The following is a 17,833-nucleotide window of genomic DNA, read 5'->3' as shown; positions in this document are numbered from 1 at the left end:
ACGAACGTCGCGCGGCACGAACGTGCGCGCGGCACGAACGTGCGCGCGGCACGAACGTGCGCGCGGCACGAACGTGCGCGCGGCACGAACGTGCGCGCGGCACGAACGTGCGCGCGGCACACATGTGCGCGGGCAGCACAGCGGCGCCATCGCGTTTCAGGTCCGCGATGGCGCCGCTGTGTGGGGGAAGTGCCGGAGCGATCTACAACGACGGGGGAATCGCTCAGGCACTGCGGGGGGTGGCGGTGATGGTCTCGGGTTCGATCAGCTGGTGGTCCCGCTGGTCGAGGTTGACGAAGATCATGCCGTACCGGATGGCACAGCGGATGGGCTGCGGGGCACCCCGCGGGCGGCGGAGACAGCGGTAAGCACGGACGTCCTCGTCCTGCTCGCGTGCCACGACGATCGGTTCTCCGAAGAGGGTGACCTTCAGCGCGTCGCCACGGTGGGGGATGGCCGTGGCGAGGTCGACGAAGTGCCAGCCGGAGCGATAGGCCGAGGCCATCTCCCGGCGGAACCTGGGGTCATCGGGAACGTTCATGCGCCCGTCTAGCTCCAGCCGGGATCCTGTGCGGGGGCCACGCTCCAGCCCGGGTCACCGAGGAGCGCGGGGGCCGCGTGCCAGCCCGGGTCGAGCGGAGCGGCCTGCACCTCGGCCGGCGCCGTGTGCCAGCCGGGGTCCTGGGTCACTCCCACGGCGCCCAATGCGGCCCCCGCGATGAAGGCGACTCCGGCCACCGTGCGTATGAGCTTCTTCATCATCACCGAGCAACCTCACTTGAAGGCAACGTCTCTTTTCCAACCCCCGCGAGTAAGACGATGGCTTACTCTCTGCACCTGCACCACCAAACCCAGGCATCATGTTCCTGAGATGCAGGAGCCTGGGGGTGTACATATGCGGAAACAAGCGGACGAAAGCGGTCACCCGCATTCGTATGCCGAGCTCTGCAAAGCCGGCTCCGAGCTGTACGCGGCCGCCTTGCGGACCGGGCGAATACCCCGGTCAGAGACCCTTGAGGCCCCCTGCCTCCTCGATCTCTCCCTGCTCCACCCCGACCCGGACGACGCCCGATGGCTCCGTCCGGTTCCCCCCTCGGCCGCCCTCGCCCAGCTCCTCCAGCCGATCGAACGGGAAATACTCGACCGTCGCCGGCGCACCGTCGCCCTTTCGGACGCTTTCGAGCCGTTCATGGCCATCAGCGCCCACGACTCCCCCACCACGCACGCCATCACCGTGCTGGAGGGCATCGACCGCATCAACTCGACCCTCGACCGCGTCGTCGCCAACTGCCGCCACGAACTGCTCACCGTCCAGCCCGGCGGCGGGCGCCCCGCGCAGGCCCTCAGCGAAGCCCTCGACCGCGTCTCGCCCCTCCTCGGCCGCGGCATCAGCATGCGCACGCTCTACCAGCACACGGCCCGCCACACCGAGCTCACCCTGACCTACCTGGAGCACGTCGGCCCCGAGGTCCAGGTGCGCACGCTGGAAGAGATCATCGACCGGCTGATCATCGTCGACCGCGAGGTCGCCTTCGTCCCGGCCCGCAGCGACCGCCAGGTCGCCCTGGAGCTGCGCCACCCCGGCCTGGTCGCCTATCTCGGCGGCGTCTTCGACCAGTTCTGGCATCTCGCGGTGCCGATCCGGGAGGAGATCCCGTACGACATCAAGACCGACGGCATCGGCGGCGTCCAGCGGTCCATCGCGAAGCTCCTCGTCGAGGGACACGTCGACGAGGCCATCGCCCGGCGCCTCGGCATGAACGTCCGCACCTGCCGCGCCCACATCGCCAAACTCGCCACTGCCCTCGGCAGCGGCAGCCGGGCCCAGCTCGGCTATCTCATCGCCCAGTCCGGCATCCTCGAACGGGACAACTGACCAGCGTGTACGTACAGATCGACCTCGACGGACCCGCGGGGACGCTCCGGGTCTCCGGCCACGGGCTGCCCACCGTGGAGCTCGTACGGGCCCCCGGGACCGACCCCGACGCCCACACCCCCATCGGGACCCGCAAGCGCGCCCTGCTCGCGCTCACCGTCGACGGGGAACCTGCCGTCATCCGGCCCGCGCGCGGGCGGCTCCTGCGGCGCTCCTACCGCGTGGACGTCCGGACCGGCGGCGTCCGCTACCGGCTCGTGCCCTGCGGGTACGTGGACAGCCGCCTCACCCGCGACGGGCGCCGGATCGGCACCTTCACCTCCTCGGGCGACGGCAAGGTCATCGACGAGTGGGACGGCGACCCCACCCCTCACGACCTCGCCGTCGGCGCCGCCCTCGCCGCCGCGTTCGGCACCGGCGCCTCGCCCTGGTGGGAGACCCTCGGCGACATCGTGGGCGAGCTGATCCCCTAGGAATCCTTCCGACACATACGGCGAGGCCCCCTCCACCGTCGTGGAGGGGGCCTCGCCATACGTGCTGTGCGGGGCTATTCGCCGCGCTTGGGACGCCAGACCACCAGCGCGCTCGCCTGCTGCACGTCCTGGTACGGCACCAGGTCGCGCCGGTACGAGGCGTGCACCTGGGCCTCGCGCTGCCGCATCGCCGCCGCCGCGCCGTCGACCGCGGCCGACAGCTCGGCGATCCGGCTCTGCAGCGCCGCGACCTGGTTCTCCAGCTCGATGATGCGCTTGATGCCCGCGAGGTTGATGCCCTCGTCCTGCGACAGCTGCTGCACCTGACGGAGCAGCTCGATGTCCCGGGCCGAGTAGCGCCGCCCGCGGCCCGCCGTGCGGTCCGGGGAGACCAGGCCGAGACGGTCGTACTGCCGCAGGGTCTGCGGGTGCAGACCGGAGAGCTGGGCCGCCACCGAGATGACGTACACCGGCGACTCGTCGGTCAGTTCGTACGGATTGCGTCGGCGCCCGTCCACGGGGTCACGCTCCCTTCGCGGCCTGGAACAGCTCCGCCCGGGGGTCCTCGGAGGCCGTGGCCTCGCGGAAGGTCTCCAGGGCCTCACGTGCCTTGTCGTCCAGCTCCTGCGGCACCGCGACCTCCACCGTGACGAGCAGGTCGCCGCGGGTGCCGTCCTTGCGGACCGCACCCTTGCCACGGGCGCGCATGGTCCGGCCGTTCGGAGTGCCCGCGGGCAGCTTGAGCGTGACCGCGGGGCCGCCGAGCGTCGGGACCTTGATCTCGCCGCCGAGGGCCGCCTCCGTGAAGGAGACCGGCACCGTGACGGTGAGGTTGTCGTCCTTGCGGCCGAAGACCGCGTGGTCGTCGACGTGCACGACGACGTACAGGTCGCCGTTCTGCCCGCCGCGCTCGCCCGGGGCACCCTTGCCGCGCAGCCGGATCCGCTGCCCGTCGGCGACACCCGCCGGGATGCGGACCTGCATGGTGCGGGAGGACTTGGCCCGCCCGCTGCCCTTGCAGACCTCGCAGGGGTTCTCGGCGATGAGGCCGCGGCCCTTGCAGTCCACGCACGGATCGGTGAGCGAGAAGCCGCCGCCGCTGCCGCGCGAGACCTGCCCGGTGCCGACGCAGGTCGGGCACACGCGAGGCGTGCCGTTCTTGTCGCCGGTGCCCGAACACGCCGTGCACGGCTGCTGGCTGGACATCCGCAGCGGTACGGTCGCGCCCTCGACGGCCTCGATGAAGCTGAGCGTCACCTCGGACTCGATGTCCTGGCCGCGGCGCGGCTGGGTACGCGTACCCGCCCCCGCCCCACGGTTGAACAGGCCGCCGAAGACGTCCCCGATGCCGCCACCGCCGCCGAAGCCGCCGGCTCCGCCGGGGCCGCCGCCCTGGCCACCTCCGAAGAGGTCGCCCAGGTCGAAGTTGAACGAGCCGCCGCCCGGGCCGCCGGCCCGGAAGCCGCCGTTCCCGAAGAGGGCGCGCGCCTCGTCGTACTCCTTGCGCTTCTTGGGATCACCGAGGATGTCGTTCGCCTCGGAGATCTCCTTGAAGCGCGACTCGGCGCGCGCGTCACCCTTGTTGGCGTCCGGATGGTTCTCGCGGGCGAGCTTCCGGTACGCCTTCTTGATCTCGGCCTCGGTGGCGTCCTTGGGGACGCCGAGAACCTTGTAGTAGTCCTTCTCGACGAAGTCCTTCGTGCTCATCGACGTCCCTCCTTCCGGACGATCGTTGCGTCACCCCTCTTCGGGGGCACCGCTCTCCTCGTCGGCCTTCTCTTCCTTGGTGCCGGACGTGGCACCGGGCGTGGCGCCCGGCTGGGGCTCGGCCACCGCGACCCGCGCGGGCCTGATGGTCCGCTCGCCGATCCGGTACCCCGGCTGCAGGATCGCCACGCAGGTCGTCTCGGTGACGTCCGGCGCGTACGAGTGCATCAGGGCCTCGTGGATCGTCGGGTCGAAGGGCTCGCCCTCCTTGCCGAACTGCTGCAGACCCATCTTGGCGACGACGGTCTCCAGCGATTCGGCCACCGACTTGAACCCGCCCAGGAGCTCACCGTGCTCGCGGGCCCGGCCGACGTCGTCGAGCACGGGCAGGAGCTCGGACAGGAGGGTCGCGACGGCGATCTCCTTGACCGTGATCCGGTCCCGCTCCACGCGGCGGCGGTAGTTCTGGTATTCGGCCTGGAGCCGCTGGAGGTCCGCGGTGCGCTCGTCGAGCGCGGAGCGCACCTGGTCCAGCTGGGCCGTGAGGCCCGCGGTACCGGCGGCCGACTTCTGGCTGCTTGCGTCCCCGGCCGGGGCCGCCTTCTCCTCCGTGGAGAAGTCGGCGGCCTCGGCGGCGTCGTCAGGGGTGGCGCCGGAGGGGACGTCGGACTCCTCGAAGCCCGGGGTCTCCTCGGTCACGCCTGACCGCCCTTCTTGGGCTCGTCGTCGATGATCTCGGCGTCGACGACGTCGTCGTCCGCCTGTGCCTGACCGGCACCGGCGTCGCCGCCCGCGGCCTGCGCGCCCTGCGCGTCGGCGTAGAGGGCCTGGCCGAGCTTCTGGGAGACGGCCGCGACCTTCTCGGTGGCGGTGCGGATCTCGGCGGTGTCCTCGCCCTTGAGCTTGTCCTTCAGCTCGACGAGCGCGGCCTCGACCTCGGCCTTGACGTCACCGGGGACCTTGTCCTCGTTGTCCTTGAGGAACTTCTCCGTCTGGTAGACGAGCTGCTCGCCCTGGTTGCGGGACTCGGCGGCCTCGCGGCGACGGTGGTCCTCGTCCGCGTACTGCTCGGCCTCCTGGCGCATCCGGTCGACCTCGTCCTTCGGCAGCGAGGAGCCGCCGGTGACGGTCATCTTCTGCTCCTTGCCCGTGCCCAGGTCCTTCGCGGTCACGTGCATGATGCCGTTGGCGTCGATGTCGAAGGCGACCTCGATCTGCGGGACGCCTCGCGGCGCCGGCGGCAGACCGGTCAGCTCGAACATGCCGAGCTTCTTGTTGTACGCCGCGATCTCGCGCTCGCCCTGGTAGACCTGGATCTGCACGGACGGCTGGTTGTCCTCGGCCGTCGTGAAGATCTCGGACCGCTTGGTCGGGATCGTGGTGTTGCGCTCGATGAGCTTCGTCATGATCCCTCCCTTGGTCTCGATGCCGAGGGACAGCGGGGTCACGTCGAGGAGCAGGACGTCCTTGACCTCACCCTTGAGGACACCGGCCTGGAGCGCGGCGCCGATGGCGACGACCTCGTCCGGGTTGACGCCCTTGTTGGCGTCCTGACCGCCGGTCAGCTCCTTGACGAGCTCGGCGACGGCCGGCATACGGGTGGAGCCACCGACGAGAACGACGTGGTCGATCTCGCGGAGCTCGATGCCCGCGTCCTTGATGACGTTGTGGAACGGCACCTTGCAGCGGTCGAGCAGGTCCGAGGTGAGCTGCTGGAACTGGGCGCGCGTGAGCTTCTCGTCCAGGTGCAGCGGGCCCTCGGCGGACGCCGTGATGTAGGGCAGGTTGATCGAGGTCTCCGTGGAGGAGGACAGCTCGATCTTCGCCTTCTCGGCGGCCTCGCGCAGACGCTGGAGCGCCATCTTGTCCTTGGCGAGGTCCACGCCGTGGCCGTTCTGGAACTGCGTCACCAGGTAGTCGACGACGCGCTGGTCCCAGTCGTCACCACCGAGGTGGTTGTCACCGTTGGTGGCCTTCACCTCGACGACGCCGTCGCCGATCTCCAGGAGGGACACGTCGAAGGTGCCGCCACCGAGGTCGAAGACGAGGATCGTCTGGTCGTCCTTGTCGAGGCCGTAGGCCAGGGCGGCCGCGGTCGGCTCGTTGACGATGCGCAGGACGTTGAGGCCCGCGATCTCACCGGCCTCCTTGGTGGCCTGGCGCTCGGAGTCGTTGAAGTACGCCGGGACGGTGATGACCGCGTCGACGACCTTCTCGCCCAGGTACGCCTCGGCGTCACGCTTGAGCTTCTGCAGGATGAAGGCGCTCATCTGCTGCGGGTTGAAGTTCTTGCCGTCGATCTCGATCTTCCAGTCGGTGCCCATGTGGCGCTTGACCGACCGGATGGTCCTGTCGACGTTGGTGACGGCCTGACGCTTGGCCACCTCGCCGACGAGCACCTCGCCGTTCTTCGCGAAGGCGACGACGGACGGCGTGGTCCTGGCGCCCTCGGCGTTGGTGATGACGGTGGGCTCGCCGCCTTCCAGAACGCTGACGACGGAGTTAGTCGTGCCCAGGTCGATGCCGACCGCACGTGCCATTTCAATTCCTCCAGCTGACGTACTTGAGTGGATCTGACTCAAGGATGCACGAGACCCCGCGGTGCGTCAACAGACCTGAGTGGAGGGGGCTCAATTCTTCGCCCTTTATCTCGCTCATACGCGGCGGGGCGCGCGTCGATCCCGGACCGGACGGGGTGACGCGTGAGAGAGTCCGATTGCCCCTTGCCGGGCAAAGCAGGCATATCCCACGAATATCCCATGATTCTCACGCGGTCCCTCGGAAGGGTGTGGGGAATGACGGCCAAGCGCGCCTTCGACGTCCTGGGCGGACTCGCCCTCCTGGTCGTGCTCTTCCCGGTCCTAGCCGCCGTCGCCCTCTCGGTCGCGCTCGGCGGGACGACACCCGGCCGCGGTGTCCTGCGGCGCCGGACGGTGGCCGGTCTGGGCGGCAGCACCTTCACGATGCTGACCTTCCGCACGAAGAGCCCGCTGGCCGCGCTGCCCCTGCTCCTGCACGTCGTCGCGGGCCGGATGTCGCTGGTCGGACCGTGTCCGCTGGCCCCGTCCCACCGCGAGTGCGCGGGCGAGGGCCGGCGCCGGCTCTCCGTACGCCCCGGACTCACCGGACCGTGGCAGATCAGCGGTCGCTCGGAGCTACCGTGGGAGGAACGCGAACTGCTCGATCTCCACTATGTGGACCACCACTGGCTCGGGATGGACCTGACGATCCTGGCGCGTACGCTTCCAGCAGTCCGCAGGCGTCGCGCGGCAAGGTTTGCCTGAGCGACACAGATCACCGTGAGTGCCGCTACAGCGCGGGGCCGTGACCCGGTAATCTCAGCACGGACTCAATAAGTTACCGCTTAGTAGGCCCGCGAGTAGTAGGCACGCGAGGCCCGCCCGAGGAGCCCCTCATGCAACTCGCCGCGATCGTCGTGTCGATCGTCATCACGGTGGTGGCCGTCGCGCTGTTCGGCCGTGCCACCGTGCAGATCTACCGCTTCGTACGCCTCGGCCAGCCGGTCCCCGCGGGCACGCGCACCGGCGACCCCACACAGCGCACCATCACGCTGGTCAAGGAATTCCTCGGCCACACCCGGATGAACCGCTGGGGCATCGTCGGCGTGGCGCACTGGTTCGTCGCGGTGGGCTTCTTCTCGCTGCTCCTGACGATCGTCAACGCCTTCGGCCAGCTGTTCCAGGCCGACTGGCTGATCCCGATCATCGGTGACTGGCTGCCGTACGAGATCTTCACCGAGTTCCTCGGTCTGATGACCGTCCTCGGCATCGCGACCCTCATCGTGATCCGGCAGCTCAGCAAGCCGACCAGGGCGGGCCGCAAGTCCCGCTTCACCGGCTCCAAGACGGGCCAGGCCTACTTCGTCGAGGCCGTCATCCTGATCGTCGGCGTCTGCATCATGACGCTGCGCGCCCTCGAAGGCGTCCAGCACCACGTGACGAGCTGGGAGCCCGGCTTCTTCGCCTCGTACCCGCTGATCGCGCTGCTCGACGGCCTGAGCCTGAGCACCATCCAGTACCTCACCTACTTCTTCGCGGCGCTCAAGATCGTCACGTCCTTCACCTGGATGATCACGGTCTCGCTCAACACGAACATGGGTGTCGCCTGGCACCGCTTCCTCGGCTTCCCGAACATCTGGTTCAAGCGAAACGCAGATGGGGGGTCGGCTCTGGGTGCCCTCCAGCCCATGACCTCCGCCGGCAAGGAGATCGACTGGGAGGACCCGGCCGAGGACGCCGTCTTCGGTGTCTCCCAGGTCGAGCAGTTCTCCTGGAAGGGCATCCTCGACTTCTCCACCTGCACCGAGTGCGGCCGCTGCCAGTCGCAGTGCCCCGCCTGGAACACCGGCAAGCCGCTCTCCCCGAAGCTCCTCATCATGTCGCTGCGCGACCACGCGCACGCCAAGGCCCCGTACCTGCTCGCAGGCGGCGGCAAGGACATGGAGGGCAACGAGAAGGCGACGCCGGAGCAGCTCAAGGACGTCCCCGCGTCGGCGATCGCTGAGGCCGAGCGCCCCCTCATCGGCACCGCCGAGGAGAACGGCGTCATCGACCCGGACGTCCTGTGGTCCTGCACCACCTGCGGCGCCTGCGTCGAGCAGTGCCCGGTCGACATCGAGCACATCGACCACATCGTCGACATGCGCCGCTACCAGGTGATGATCGAGTCCGCGTTCCCGTCCGAGGCGGGCACGATGCTCAAGAACCTGGAGAAGAAGGGCAACCCCTGGGGTCTCGCCAAGAAGGCGCGCGTCGAGTGGACCAAGGAGGTCGACTTCGAGGTCCCGATCGTCGGCAAGGACGTCGAGGACCTCTCGGAGTACGACTACCTGTACTGGGTCGGCTGCGCGGGCGCCCTGGAGGACCGGGCCAAGAAGACCACGAAGGCCTTCGCCGAGCTGCTGAACATCGCGGGCGTCAAGTTCGCGATCATGGGCGGCGACGAGAAGTGCACCGGTGACTCCCCCCGTCGCCTGGGCAACGAGCCGCTGTTCCAGCAGCTCGCGCAGGAGAACGTCGCGATGCTGAACATGGCGTTCGGCGAAGACGATGAAGACCCGTCGACCCGGAAGCCGAAGTCGGCCAAGCGGATCGTCTCGACCTGCCCGCACTGCTTCAACACCATCGCCAACGAGTACCCGCAGCTCGGCGGCGACTACGAGGTCATCCACCACACCCAGCTGCTCCAGCACCTCATCGACGAGGGCAAGCTGATCCCGGTGACCCCGGTCGACGGCCTCATCACCTACCACGACCCCTGCTACCTGGGCCGTCACAACAAGGTCTACACGCCGCCGCGCGAGATCATGTCCGCCGTCCCCGGCCTGCGCCAGCAGGAGATGCACCGCCACAAGGAGCGCGGCTTCTGCTGCGGCGCCGGTGGTGCCCGGATGTGGATGGAGGAGCGGATCGGCAAGCGCATCAACACCGAGCGCGTCGACGAGGCCCTGTCCCTGAACCCGGACATCGTCTCCACCGCCTGCCCGTTCTGCCTCGTCATGCTGACGGACTCCGTCAACGGCAAGAAGAACGAGGGCAAGGCGAAGGAGAACCTCCAGGTCGTGGACGTGGCCCAGCTGCTCCTCGACTCGGTGAAGACCCCGGCGGAGCCGGAGCCGGAGTCCGCGCCGGAGCCCGAGCCGGAGCCTGCGCAGTAGGCAGTAGTCACGTACGTACGAGAAGGACGGCCGTCCCGCGGAGATGCGGGGCGGCCGTCCTTCTCGTGTCCTCGCCTCAGGCGGTCTGCTTCTTCGGGGCGGTCTTCCTCGGGGCGGTCTCCAGCCAGGAGGTCACCGTGCCGTCCGGCTGGTCGGCGGCGAACGAGGCCGCCATTGAGGTGATACGTCGGATGTGTAACGACCTCCGCGCGTCTGGCCACCGGCCAGGTCACGGCCCGCCCGCCCCTGAGACTTCCCTTAGGGGATGTCACAGCTCAGTGGCAAGGACCGGCCGGACGCGCGCCCCCACAGCCCGAGCGGGTACGTTCAAGGGCGTGGCTGGATTCAGGAACGGACGCGGCCGGGACAACCGCCCCCCGCAGCAACAGCAGCAGCAACCGCAGCAGGCGCCCTACGGGTACAACGCGGCCCCGCCGCCGTACCCGCAGCAGCAGTGGCCCCCGCAGAGCGGCCAGTACGGCGGTCAGTACGGCGGTCAGCAGGGCCCCCAGGGCGGCGGCCAGTACGGCGGCCCCCAGGGGCAGCCGCAGCAGCAGCCCTACGGCGAGCCCGAGTACTTCGGGGACTCGTACGGGCAGCAGCAGCCGCCCGGACAGCAGGCGCACGCCGGCACGGCGAACAACCCGGGCCACACGCAGATGTTCAGCGTCGACGACCCGTACGGCGACGGCGGCGGCTACCAGGCCGCGCCGCCCGTCCCCACCGGCCCCCGTCTCCCCTGGAAGCCCCTCCTGAGCGGCATCGTGCTGCGCCCGGCGGACACCTTCCTCCGGATGCGGGACCACGCCGTCTGGGGCCCGGCGCTGATCGTCACCTTCCTCTACGGGCTGCTCGCGATCTTCGGCTTCGACAAGGCGCGCGACGAGGCGATCAACGCGACCCTGTCGACGGCGATCCCGTACGTCCTGATGACCGCCCTCGGCTTCGTCGTCGGCGGACTGATCCTCGGCGCGGTCACGCACACGCTCGCCCGCCAGCTCGGCGGCGACGGCTCGTGGCAGCCGACCGTGGGCCTGTCGATGCTGATCATGTCGATCACGGACACGCCCCGGCTCGTCTTCGCGCTCTTCCTGGGCGGCGAGAACGGCTTCGTGCAGGTCGTCGGCTGGCTGACCTGGCTGGCGCTCGGCGCCCTGCTCACCATGATGGTGAGCCGCTCGCACGACCTGCCGTGGCCGAAGGCCCTGGGCGCGTCGGCGATCCAGCTGGTGGCGCTGCTGAGCCTGACCAAGCTGGGCATGCTGTAGCGGCGTAGCACGTACACACGTACGGACATGGAGAAGCCCCTCATCGCACGGCGGTGGGGGGCTTCTCCGTACGTCCGCTCCGCACGTCCGCTCCGTACGTCCGCTCAGCGGCTCCGGCCGCCGATGCGCCACCACTCCTTGCGATCCGGCGGGTCCGCCGGGTCCGCCGGGTCCACGGCCCCCTCGGCCCAGTACTCCAGGAGGTCGCCCGGCGCGAGCCCGAGGGCGCGCTCGATCTCGCCGGGGGTGAGGCCGCGCAGGGAGTCCGACAGCGACCTGGTGAGGTCGAACCAGTAGCCGCGCAGCGTCGACTCGCTCACGAACAGCTCCCGCGCGACCTGGGCGTAGCTCAGGCCGCGGGCACGGCCGTGCAGGATCTGGCGCTGGCGCTCGCTCAGCAGGGTGATGCAGTCGCGCCGGACGAGCACTTCGAGGATGCCGACGACCTGCTGCGGCACGACGGTGCCGCCGGCGGCGACGTCGAGGAAGAGCTGTTCGGCCCGGTCGCGCGGCAGGGCCTTGGAGACGATGCCGCTCGCGCCGGCCGCGATGCACGCCGCGAGGACGAACCGGCGTTCCTCCTGGCTGTAGACGCAGACGCGGTAGCCGCGGCGGGTCAGCGTACGGATGGCGGCGATGCCCTGACGCGCGTCGGGCTGCTGTTCGAGGTTGGCCAGGTGCAGGTCGAGCAGGACGACGTCCACCGCCGGGCTGCGGCGCACCAGCTCCTCGACGGTCGCGACCGAGGCGACGACGTCGAGACCGGGCATGAGCGGGCCGATCGACTCGCGGATCAGCGAGGCGTCGTCGACGACCGCCACCGCGGGCCTCACGGCGCGTCCGCGAAGGCGGCGCCTACGGTCGGGTGCGCGAAGGCGGCCCGTACGGTCGGGCGCGCCGGCCCCGGCGGATCCGCCTCCGGCCCCGGGCGCGACCGGACCGTCACGGTCGTTCCCTCGCCCACGGCGGACACGATCCCGACGCCGAGTCCCCGCCGGCGCAGCTCGCCGACGACCACCTCGCGCAGTCCGACCCCGGCGGTCACCGACGCCGGCTCGAAGCCGACGCCGTCGTCGTGCACGGTCAGCGTCCAGCCCCCGCGCTCGCATTCCTGGTCGTCGAGGTGGACGACGACCTCGTGCGCGCGGGCGTGCACGCGGACGTTCAGGAGCAGGCTCCCGAGCGCGCGCTCCAGCGCCTCCGCCTGCGCTGCGGGGATCCGTACGCCGGTGCAGAGATCGAGCGAGGCGACGACGTTCAGGTCGGCGAAGCGGTCGCACACCCGCCTGACCATCGGGACGAGCCCGACCGAGGGCCCTTCGGCGTCGGAGGCGTACGCGTCCCCGTCCCCGTGTCCATCCCCGTCCCCGTGTCCGTCCCCGCCCCGCAGATAGGAGCGCATCCGCCGCAGTTCCACCTCGGCCTGGCCGACGAGCCCGGCCCGTGAGACGTCGTCGCCCTGCTCGGTCAGCAGGCGCATGACGGCGACGCCGTTGTGCATCATCACCTGCGCCCGCCGCTCCTCCTCGCGACGCGCCAGCTCGGCGGCGCGGGCGCGGGAGGCGTCGGCGTCGCGCGCGATGCGGCGGGTGTACCCGAAGAACATGCGGGCGACCAGCGCGTACACGACATAGGTCATGACGTTGCCGACGGCGGTCGACGTCATCTCGCTCCCGACGTCGCCGCCGAGGTAGACCACGTAACAGACGGAGACGGCGAGCAGGCTGCCCGCCCACACGCCGAGGCCGCGCACCCCGCCGGCGGTGATGATGACGGACAGCGCGTACCCCGGCTGGAACGCGGTCCAGGTGCCGAAGCGGTCCCAGGGCGCGAGCACCAGGGGGCCGAGGACGAGCAGGGCGCAGGCCAGCCCGAAGTCGAGCACGGACACGACCGTGCCCGGCGGCCGGCGGCGTACGAGCGTCACGACGCTCACCGCGACCGCGGCCAGGGCGGCGGCGCCCCAGCACGCGAGGTAGCCGGCCTCGTGCGGCGAGCGCGCCGCCCCGAGCTGCACCGCGGGAACCATCTGCGCGACGGTCCCGAGGCGGACCCCCGCGGTGAAGTACGAGAAGGCCCGCTCGACGCCGGCCCTCGTCGTGGGCAGCTCCGCGACCCGCCACAGACCGCTACGGATCCTCATCGTCCTCCTCGGCTCCGGAGCGGCTGTCTGGTGACAGCCCTCTGGTGACAGCCCTCTGGCACGCAACGATGAAGATAGTTGAGCGGCATGCCTCAGGGCAGGGCCTCGGAAGGAGACCCTGCCCTGACGGAGTTCGACGAGCGGTCGTACGGGTCGGAGCGTCAGACGAGCTTGGCGAGCGCCGCCCAGGTGTTGGTCCCCGGGACGCCGTCGACCGGGCCCGTGTAGCCGCCGAGCTGGGCCATGCGCTGGAGCCCCTTGTACGTGTTCGCTCCGGGCGCTCCGTCGATCGGGCCGGTGTACCCGAAGCCGGTGAACAGCCTCTGGAGGCCCTTCCACGAGTTGGCGCCCAGGATGCCGTCGGCCGGGCCGGTGTAGCCGCCGAGCTTGGCCATCCGCTGCATCGCCGCGTACGTGTTCGTCCCCGGGGCGCCGTCGATCGGGCCCGTGTAGCCGAAGCGCCGGCAGACGGTCTGCACGCCCTTCCACGAGTTGGCGCCCATCACACCGTCGATCGGGCCGCCGTAGCCGCCCTTCTGGGCCAGGCGCTGGAGCGCGGAGTACGTGCCGTTGCCGGGGGCGCCGTCGATGGGGCCGGTGTAGGCGTAGCCCCTCACCACGTTCTGCACGCCTGTCCAGGTGTTCGTGCCGGGCACGCCGTCCAGGGCCCCGGTGTAGCCGCCGGCGCCGGCGATCTTCTGCAGCGTCAGGCCCTCGCCCTGGACGGGGGGCGTACCGCCGCCCGTGACGGAGAGCGGGTTGACGCGGACGCCGCTCGCGTTGATGACGTGCCAGTGCAGGTGCGGTCCGGTCGAGTTGCCCGCGCCGTCGGCGCCCGCCGCTCCGCCGGAGAGCCCGACGACCGTCCCGGAGGACACGGACGCGCCGTTGGCCAGCAGGAACCTCGACAGGTGCATGTACTGGCTGCGGTAGCCCTCGGCGTGGTGGATGGTGACGGTGTGGCCGCCGGTGCCGTTGTAGGGGATGTTCTCGATCGTTCCGGCGCCGCAGGCCGGGAGGGACGTCCCCACGGCCATGCCGAAGTCGACGCCGTTGTGGTTCGGCGGGTCCCACGGGCCGGTGATGGCGTACGCGCCGAACGGGTTGTAGAGCGCGGGGACGGCGTACGCGCTCGTGGGCAGGACGAGTCCGCCGGCGGCCAGCGCTCCGCCGCCCACCACCGCGCCACGCAGCAGCGTGCGGCGGCTGACGCCCGCCGGGACGACGGGATGGTGGTCGTCCCGGCCGCCGCCACAACGATGCCGTGCCTCGTTCTCGGTCAACGCTTCTCCTCGTCTAGGACGGTTCGCGAGCCCGCTCATCCCATCGGGCCGCCTTGTCGCCGACAACCCAACGAATGCGCGGAACCTGGGCTTCAACTCCGCGTATTCGTTGGGTTGTCGGCGTACGGGCCGTGGGGTGGTCTTGACCGGTCCGTGGTTCGGCCGGCGGTACAGGGATTCCAGGAGGTCAGGTGCCCGAGTGGGTTGACGGCGAAGGGCGGGGGCGGGGGCTGTCCCGGCGGTCCGTCCTGCGGACGGCGGGCGCGCTGCTGCCGGGACTGGTCCTGGGAGTGGGGGTGGGCGCGGGCGGTACGGCATCGGCCGCGAGCCCGCCCGGGACGTCCGGCGACGCGGAAGCCCGGGGGACGTTCTCGTCACCGGAATACGCCTGGCGGGCCGCGGATCCGCGGGGTGAATCCTCCGCCCCGGCCACCGGCGTGCTGTTCACGCTCACCGCACCGGACGGCAGGCCGCTGCCCGGCCGACGGGTCCGGTTCTCCCTCGGCTCGTTCCACGCGGCCCGCCCCGGTCTCTGGTTCGAGGTGTCCGAGGGCCGGAAGTCCCCGGGCCGGCACGGCTACCTGGACCTGGACACGGACGCGGACGGAACGGTCGACCTGGCCCCGTGGCTCCGCCATGGAGCCGTTCCGACGGCGGCGACGACGGGCGTACGACCGGTCGTACGTGCCCAACGGGTGGGCTCCGAGACGATCCTCGCGACGTCCGACCTGACCATCCTCGCTTCCCCCAACACCCTTCAGGAAGGTGCGAGTTGACGAGAACGGTCGCCGGGGCGGAGCAGTGGGCCCGCCTGCACGTCACCGATGGTGGTGCCGCCGGCTTCGACAACGGCTCCAACTGGTCGGACATGTGCCAGTCGTTGATGTTCCGGGCCTGCGACCTGAGCAGCTCGCGGGCCACGGCGTACGACGCGTGGGAGGCGTCGGGAGAGGGGCATCCGGACTACTCGGCGGCGCCCCGCGGGGCCTTCCACTGGTGGGCCAACGCCGTACGGCTCACGCCCGGCCATGTGGCCCTGGACCTCGACGGCGGCGGCACGCGCTGCCTGATGGCGACGGGGCACCTGTCGGGCGGGGAGGACTTCGCCCCCGGCGGCTACCGCATCGGGACCCAGTCCGTCGCCCGGTACGACTCCCTCGCCGGCCTCGTCTACCTGGGCTGGACGCTGGACAACGTCGGCGCGCGGATGGCCGACGTGGGCACCCCGGGCCCCGGGGGCGCCACGTACCCGCTGACCGCGGACGACCAGCGGGTGCTGCAGACGCTCGCGCAACGCGGCGGCTACACCGGCCCCGTCGACGGCGCGATCGGCGTCAACGGCTGGCAGTGCGTGCAGACCGCGGTCCGCGGCTACGGCTACACGGGCCCGATCGACGGCGTGCCCGGTTCCGCGACGTACAAGGCCGTCCAGGCCCTGGCCCGGGACGGCGGCTACACCGGGCCGATCGACGGCGTCCTCGGCCCGAACACGATCCTCGGCGTCTCGGGCTGGCTGTCCGCGCACCCGCCGTCCACGCCGCCGGCCCCCGGCCCGGCACCGACACCCTCGCCCACGGACGCGGTGTACGGGATCGACGTCGGCACCAGCCAGGCCGACCTGGACTTCCTGGCCGCGCGCAGCGCCGGCTTCCGGTTCTGCGTCGTGAAGTCGGGCGGCTCGAACGACGGCACCCACCAGCCCTACACCTCGCCGCACTACGTCCGGCAGGTCGACGAGGCCAGGGCCGCCGGGTTCCTGGTCGGCCACTACTGGATGACGGGCTGGGGAGCGGCGGCCACCGACGCCGCGTACTTCCTCGCCCATCTGCGGGACTACCGCCCCGGCGAGCCGCTGATGGTCGACGTCGAGGGCGTCGACCAGAGCCCGGTGTGGACGGACGCGCAGACGGCGGAGTTCATCGGCATCGTGAAGGCCCGCCTGGGCACGACCCCCTTCCTCTACACGTACTCCTCCCTGCTCCAGTCCCGCTCCTGGCCGCAGACGCAGGCGACGGGCGCGAAGCTCTGGATCGCGGACTACGGCGCTCCCGCCGGCAGCCCGCGGATCGGGACGGCGTATCCGGCCTGGGCGATCCACCAGTTCAGTGACACGGGGTCGGTCAAGGGCGTCGCCGTCGACCTGAACCAGGCGAAGCCGGACGCGTTCGGCTCGGCGGTCCTGCCGCCCCCGGGCCCGAACCCCGTCCCCGACCCGGCGCCGGACATCCCGCTGGCCGACGGCGTGACGCTCCAGCGGATCGCGCAGCTGGGCGGCTACACGGGCCCGCTGGACGGCGTCCTCGGCACGTTGTCGTGGAAGGGCATCCAGACCTTCCTCACCCAGCTGGGCCTGTACGGCGGCCCGATCGACGGCGTCCCCGGCCCGAACACGTACAAGGGACTGCAGCAGTTGGCCCAGCGCGGCGGGTACACGGGCCCGGTCGACGGGATCATGGGCCCGAACACGTACGCCGGGCTGCGCGGGTACCTCGCGCAGGCGGGCGGTACGGGGACGATGACGATCTCGACGGCGGACGCGAAGACGCTCCAGCAGCTGGCCCAGCGCGGCGGCTACACGGGCCCGGTGGACGGCGTCCTGGGCACCCTGTCGTGGAAGGGCGTCCAGACGGTCCTGTCGGCGGGCTACTTCACCGGCCCGCTCGACGGCACGCCGGACCCGGACACGTACAAGGGGCTCCAGCGGCTGGCGGCCGACTACGGCTACACCGGTCCGATCGACGGCGTGCCCGGCCCGAACACGTTCGCGGCCGTCCGCACGTACCTGAGCGTGACGGGCACGGGCCCCGGCCCGATCTCGACGGCCGACGGAACGACCCTGCAGAAGATCGCCAAGGCGGGCGGCTACACGGGCCCGCTGGACGGTGCCATGGGCATCAATTCGTGGAAGGGCGTCCAGACGGTCCTGCGGGGCTACGGCTACACGGGCCCGCTGGACGGGGCGCCGGGCACGGCGACGTACAAGGGACTGCAGACCCTGGCGACGGCGGGCGGCTACACGGGCCCGATCGACGGCGTCATGGGCACCCACTCGTGGAAGGGCGTCCAGACGGTGATGCGCCGCTTCGGCTACACGGGTCCGATCGACGGCGCTCCGGGGACGAACACGTACGCGGCGATGCAGCGGATGGCCGTACTGGGCGGCTACACGGGCCCGGCGGACGGGGTGCTCGGCTCGTACAGCTGGGCCGGCGTCCAGGCGTGCCTGCGCGGCTCGGGCTACTCGGGCCTGATCGACGGAGCGCCCGGCACGGCGACGTACGTGGCGCTCCAGCGCCTGGCCCAGACCGGCGGCTACACGGGCCCGCTGGACGGGGTGCCCGGCACGAACACGTACCGGGCACTGAGCAACCTGGTCACCTAGCCGACTCAAGCGACCAGGCGGTGG

General features: G+C 71.0%; 16 protein-coding genes. 7 read left to right on the top strand and 9 right to left on the bottom strand.

Annotated elements, in window-relative coordinates; translation table 11 throughout:
- Positions 1-223: 223 nt before the first annotated feature.
- Both ACIBG6_RS19350 and ACIBG6_RS19345 read right to left on the bottom strand, forming a co-directional pair.
- Complete coding sequence (locus ACIBG6_RS19350; protein ID WP_056653193.1) at positions 224-541, bottom strand: hypothetical protein; 318 nt, start codon at positions 539-541, stop codon at positions 224-226.
- A gap of 8 nt (positions 542-549) precedes the next feature.
- Positions 550-762, bottom strand: a complete 213-nt coding sequence (locus tag ACIBG6_RS19345; RefSeq protein WP_399223795.1) for a hypothetical protein — start codon at positions 760-762, stop codon at positions 550-552.
- A 133-nt stretch (positions 763-895) separates the two neighbouring features.
- Between ACIBG6_RS19345 and ACIBG6_RS19340 the strand changes: the two genes are divergently transcribed.
- Positions 896-1,876, top strand: a complete 981-nt coding sequence (locus ACIBG6_RS19340) for a helix-turn-helix transcriptional regulator (RefSeq protein ID WP_399223794.1) — start codon at positions 896-898, stop codon at positions 1,874-1,876.
- A 5-nt stretch (positions 1,877-1,881) separates the two neighbouring features.
- Entirely contained in the window at positions 1,882-2,349 is a 468-nt protein-coding gene (locus ACIBG6_RS19335) for a hypothetical protein (protein ID WP_399223793.1), read from the top strand.
- A gap of 74 nt (positions 2,350-2,423) precedes the next feature.
- Here ACIBG6_RS19335 and ACIBG6_RS19330 read toward each other — a convergent pair whose 3' ends face one another.
- From ACIBG6_RS19330 to dnaK, 4 genes are read right to left on the bottom strand one after another with little or no spacing between them, the layout of a single operon-like run.
- Positions 2,424-2,867, bottom strand: a complete 444-nt coding sequence (locus tag ACIBG6_RS19330) for a heat shock protein transcriptional repressor HspR (protein ID WP_015034631.1) — start codon at positions 2,865-2,867, stop codon at positions 2,424-2,426.
- Between the two features lie 4 nt (positions 2,868-2,871).
- Positions 2,872-4,056, bottom strand: coding sequence for a molecular chaperone DnaJ (gene dnaJ, locus ACIBG6_RS19325; protein ID WP_399223792.1), 1,185 nt, complete (start codon positions 4,054-4,056; stop codon positions 2,872-2,874).
- A gap of 30 nt (positions 4,057-4,086) precedes the next feature.
- Entirely contained in the window at positions 4,087-4,755 is a 669-nt protein-coding gene (gene grpE / locus ACIBG6_RS19320) for a nucleotide exchange factor GrpE (protein WP_399223791.1), read from the bottom strand.
- Positions 4,752-6,596 (bottom strand): molecular chaperone DnaK, encoded by a 1,845-nt coding sequence (gene dnaK, locus ACIBG6_RS19315; protein WP_399223790.1) that lies wholly within the window; start codon positions 6,594-6,596, stop codon positions 4,752-4,754. Before dnaK ends, grpE begins: the two co-directional genes overlap by 4 nt.
- A gap of 255 nt (positions 6,597-6,851) precedes the next feature.
- Between dnaK and ACIBG6_RS19310 the strand changes: the two genes are divergently transcribed.
- The 3 genes from ACIBG6_RS19310 to ACIBG6_RS19300 all read left to right on the top strand — a co-directional run bounded on the left by ACIBG6_RS19310 (position 6,852) and on the right by ACIBG6_RS19300 (position 11,001).
- Positions 6,852-7,340, top strand: coding sequence for a sugar transferase (locus ACIBG6_RS19310; RefSeq protein ID WP_399223789.1), 489 nt, complete (start codon positions 6,852-6,854; stop codon positions 7,338-7,340).
- Positions 7,341-7,471: 131 nt separating this feature from the next.
- Positions 7,472-9,733: a (Fe-S)-binding protein gene (locus tag ACIBG6_RS19305; protein WP_399223788.1), complete on the top strand. Its 2,262-nt coding sequence runs from the start codon at positions 7,472-7,474 to the stop codon at positions 9,731-9,733.
- Positions 9,734-10,068: 335 nt separating this feature from the next.
- Entirely contained in the window at positions 10,069-11,001 is a 933-nt protein-coding gene (locus tag ACIBG6_RS19300) for a Yip1 family protein (protein WP_399223787.1), read from the top strand.
- 104 nt (positions 11,002-11,105) lie between these two features.
- Here the strand turns inward: ACIBG6_RS19300 and ACIBG6_RS19295 are convergent, their stop codons facing one another.
- The 3 genes from ACIBG6_RS19295 to ACIBG6_RS19285 all read right to left on the bottom strand — a co-directional run bounded on the left by ACIBG6_RS19295 (position 11,106) and on the right by ACIBG6_RS19285 (position 14,427).
- Positions 11,106-11,834, bottom strand: coding sequence for a response regulator (locus ACIBG6_RS19295; RefSeq protein ID WP_399223786.1), 729 nt, complete (start codon positions 11,832-11,834; stop codon positions 11,106-11,108).
- Positions 11,831-13,144, bottom strand: coding sequence for an ATP-binding protein (locus tag ACIBG6_RS19290; protein WP_399223785.1), 1,314 nt, complete (start codon positions 13,142-13,144; stop codon positions 11,831-11,833). The genes ACIBG6_RS19295 and ACIBG6_RS19290 overlap by 4 nt, the downstream gene beginning before the upstream one ends.
- A gap of 161 nt (positions 13,145-13,305) precedes the next feature.
- Positions 13,306-14,427, bottom strand: a complete 1,122-nt coding sequence (locus tag ACIBG6_RS19285; RefSeq protein WP_399223784.1) for a peptidoglycan DD-metalloendopeptidase family protein — start codon at positions 14,425-14,427, stop codon at positions 13,306-13,308.
- A 191-nt stretch (positions 14,428-14,618) separates the two neighbouring features.
- Here ACIBG6_RS19285 and ACIBG6_RS19280 point away from each other — a divergent pair, with 191 nt between their 5' ends.
- A complete protein-coding gene (locus tag ACIBG6_RS19280) occupies positions 14,619-15,203 on the top strand; it encodes a hypothetical protein (RefSeq protein ID WP_399223783.1) in 585 nt (194 codons plus the stop codon).
- Positions 15,200-17,809 (top strand): peptidoglycan-binding protein, encoded by a 2,610-nt coding sequence (locus ACIBG6_RS19275; RefSeq protein ID WP_399223782.1) that lies wholly within the window; start codon positions 15,200-15,202, stop codon positions 17,807-17,809. The genes ACIBG6_RS19280 and ACIBG6_RS19275 overlap by 4 nt, the downstream gene beginning before the upstream one ends.
- Positions 17,810-17,833: the final 24 nt, after the last annotated feature.

This window comes from Streptomyces sp. NPDC050842, from assembly GCF_044456565.1.
Taxonomy (GTDB): Bacteria; Actinomycetota; Actinomycetes; order Streptomycetales; family Streptomycetaceae; genus Streptomyces.
Note: the sequence above shows the minus strand (reverse complement) of the source record. Positions and strands in the feature narration are given on the sequence as shown.

Excerpts from the sequence above, each read along its gene's own strand:
- ACIBG6_RS19310 (WP_399223789.1), top strand. The coding sequence starts at position 6,852 with ATGACGGCCAAGCGCGCCTTCGACGTCCTGGGCGGACTCGCCCTCCTG.
- dnaJ (WP_399223792.1), bottom strand. The coding sequence starts at position 4,056 with ATGAGCACGAAGGACTTCGTCGAGAAGGACTACTACAAGGTTCTCGGC.
- ACIBG6_RS19345 (WP_399223795.1), bottom strand. The coding sequence starts at position 762 with ATGATGAAGAAGCTCATACGCACGGTGGCCGGAGTCGCCTTCATCGCG.
- ACIBG6_RS19340 (WP_399223794.1), top strand. The coding sequence starts at position 896 with ATGCGGAAACAAGCGGACGAAAGCGGTCACCCGCATTCGTATGCCGAG.
- ACIBG6_RS19350 (WP_056653193.1), bottom strand. The coding sequence starts at position 541 with ATGAACGTTCCCGATGACCCCAGGTTCCGCCGGGAGATGGCCTCGGCC.
- ACIBG6_RS19290 (WP_399223785.1), bottom strand. The coding sequence starts at position 13,144 with ATGAGGATCCGTAGCGGTCTGTGGCGGGTCGCGGAGCTGCCCACGACG.
- dnaK (WP_399223790.1), bottom strand. The coding sequence starts at position 6,596 with ATGGCACGTGCGGTCGGCATCGACCTGGGCACGACTAACTCCGTCGTC.
- ACIBG6_RS19305 (WP_399223788.1), top strand. The coding sequence starts at position 7,472 with ATGCAACTCGCCGCGATCGTCGTGTCGATCGTCATCACGGTGGTGGCC.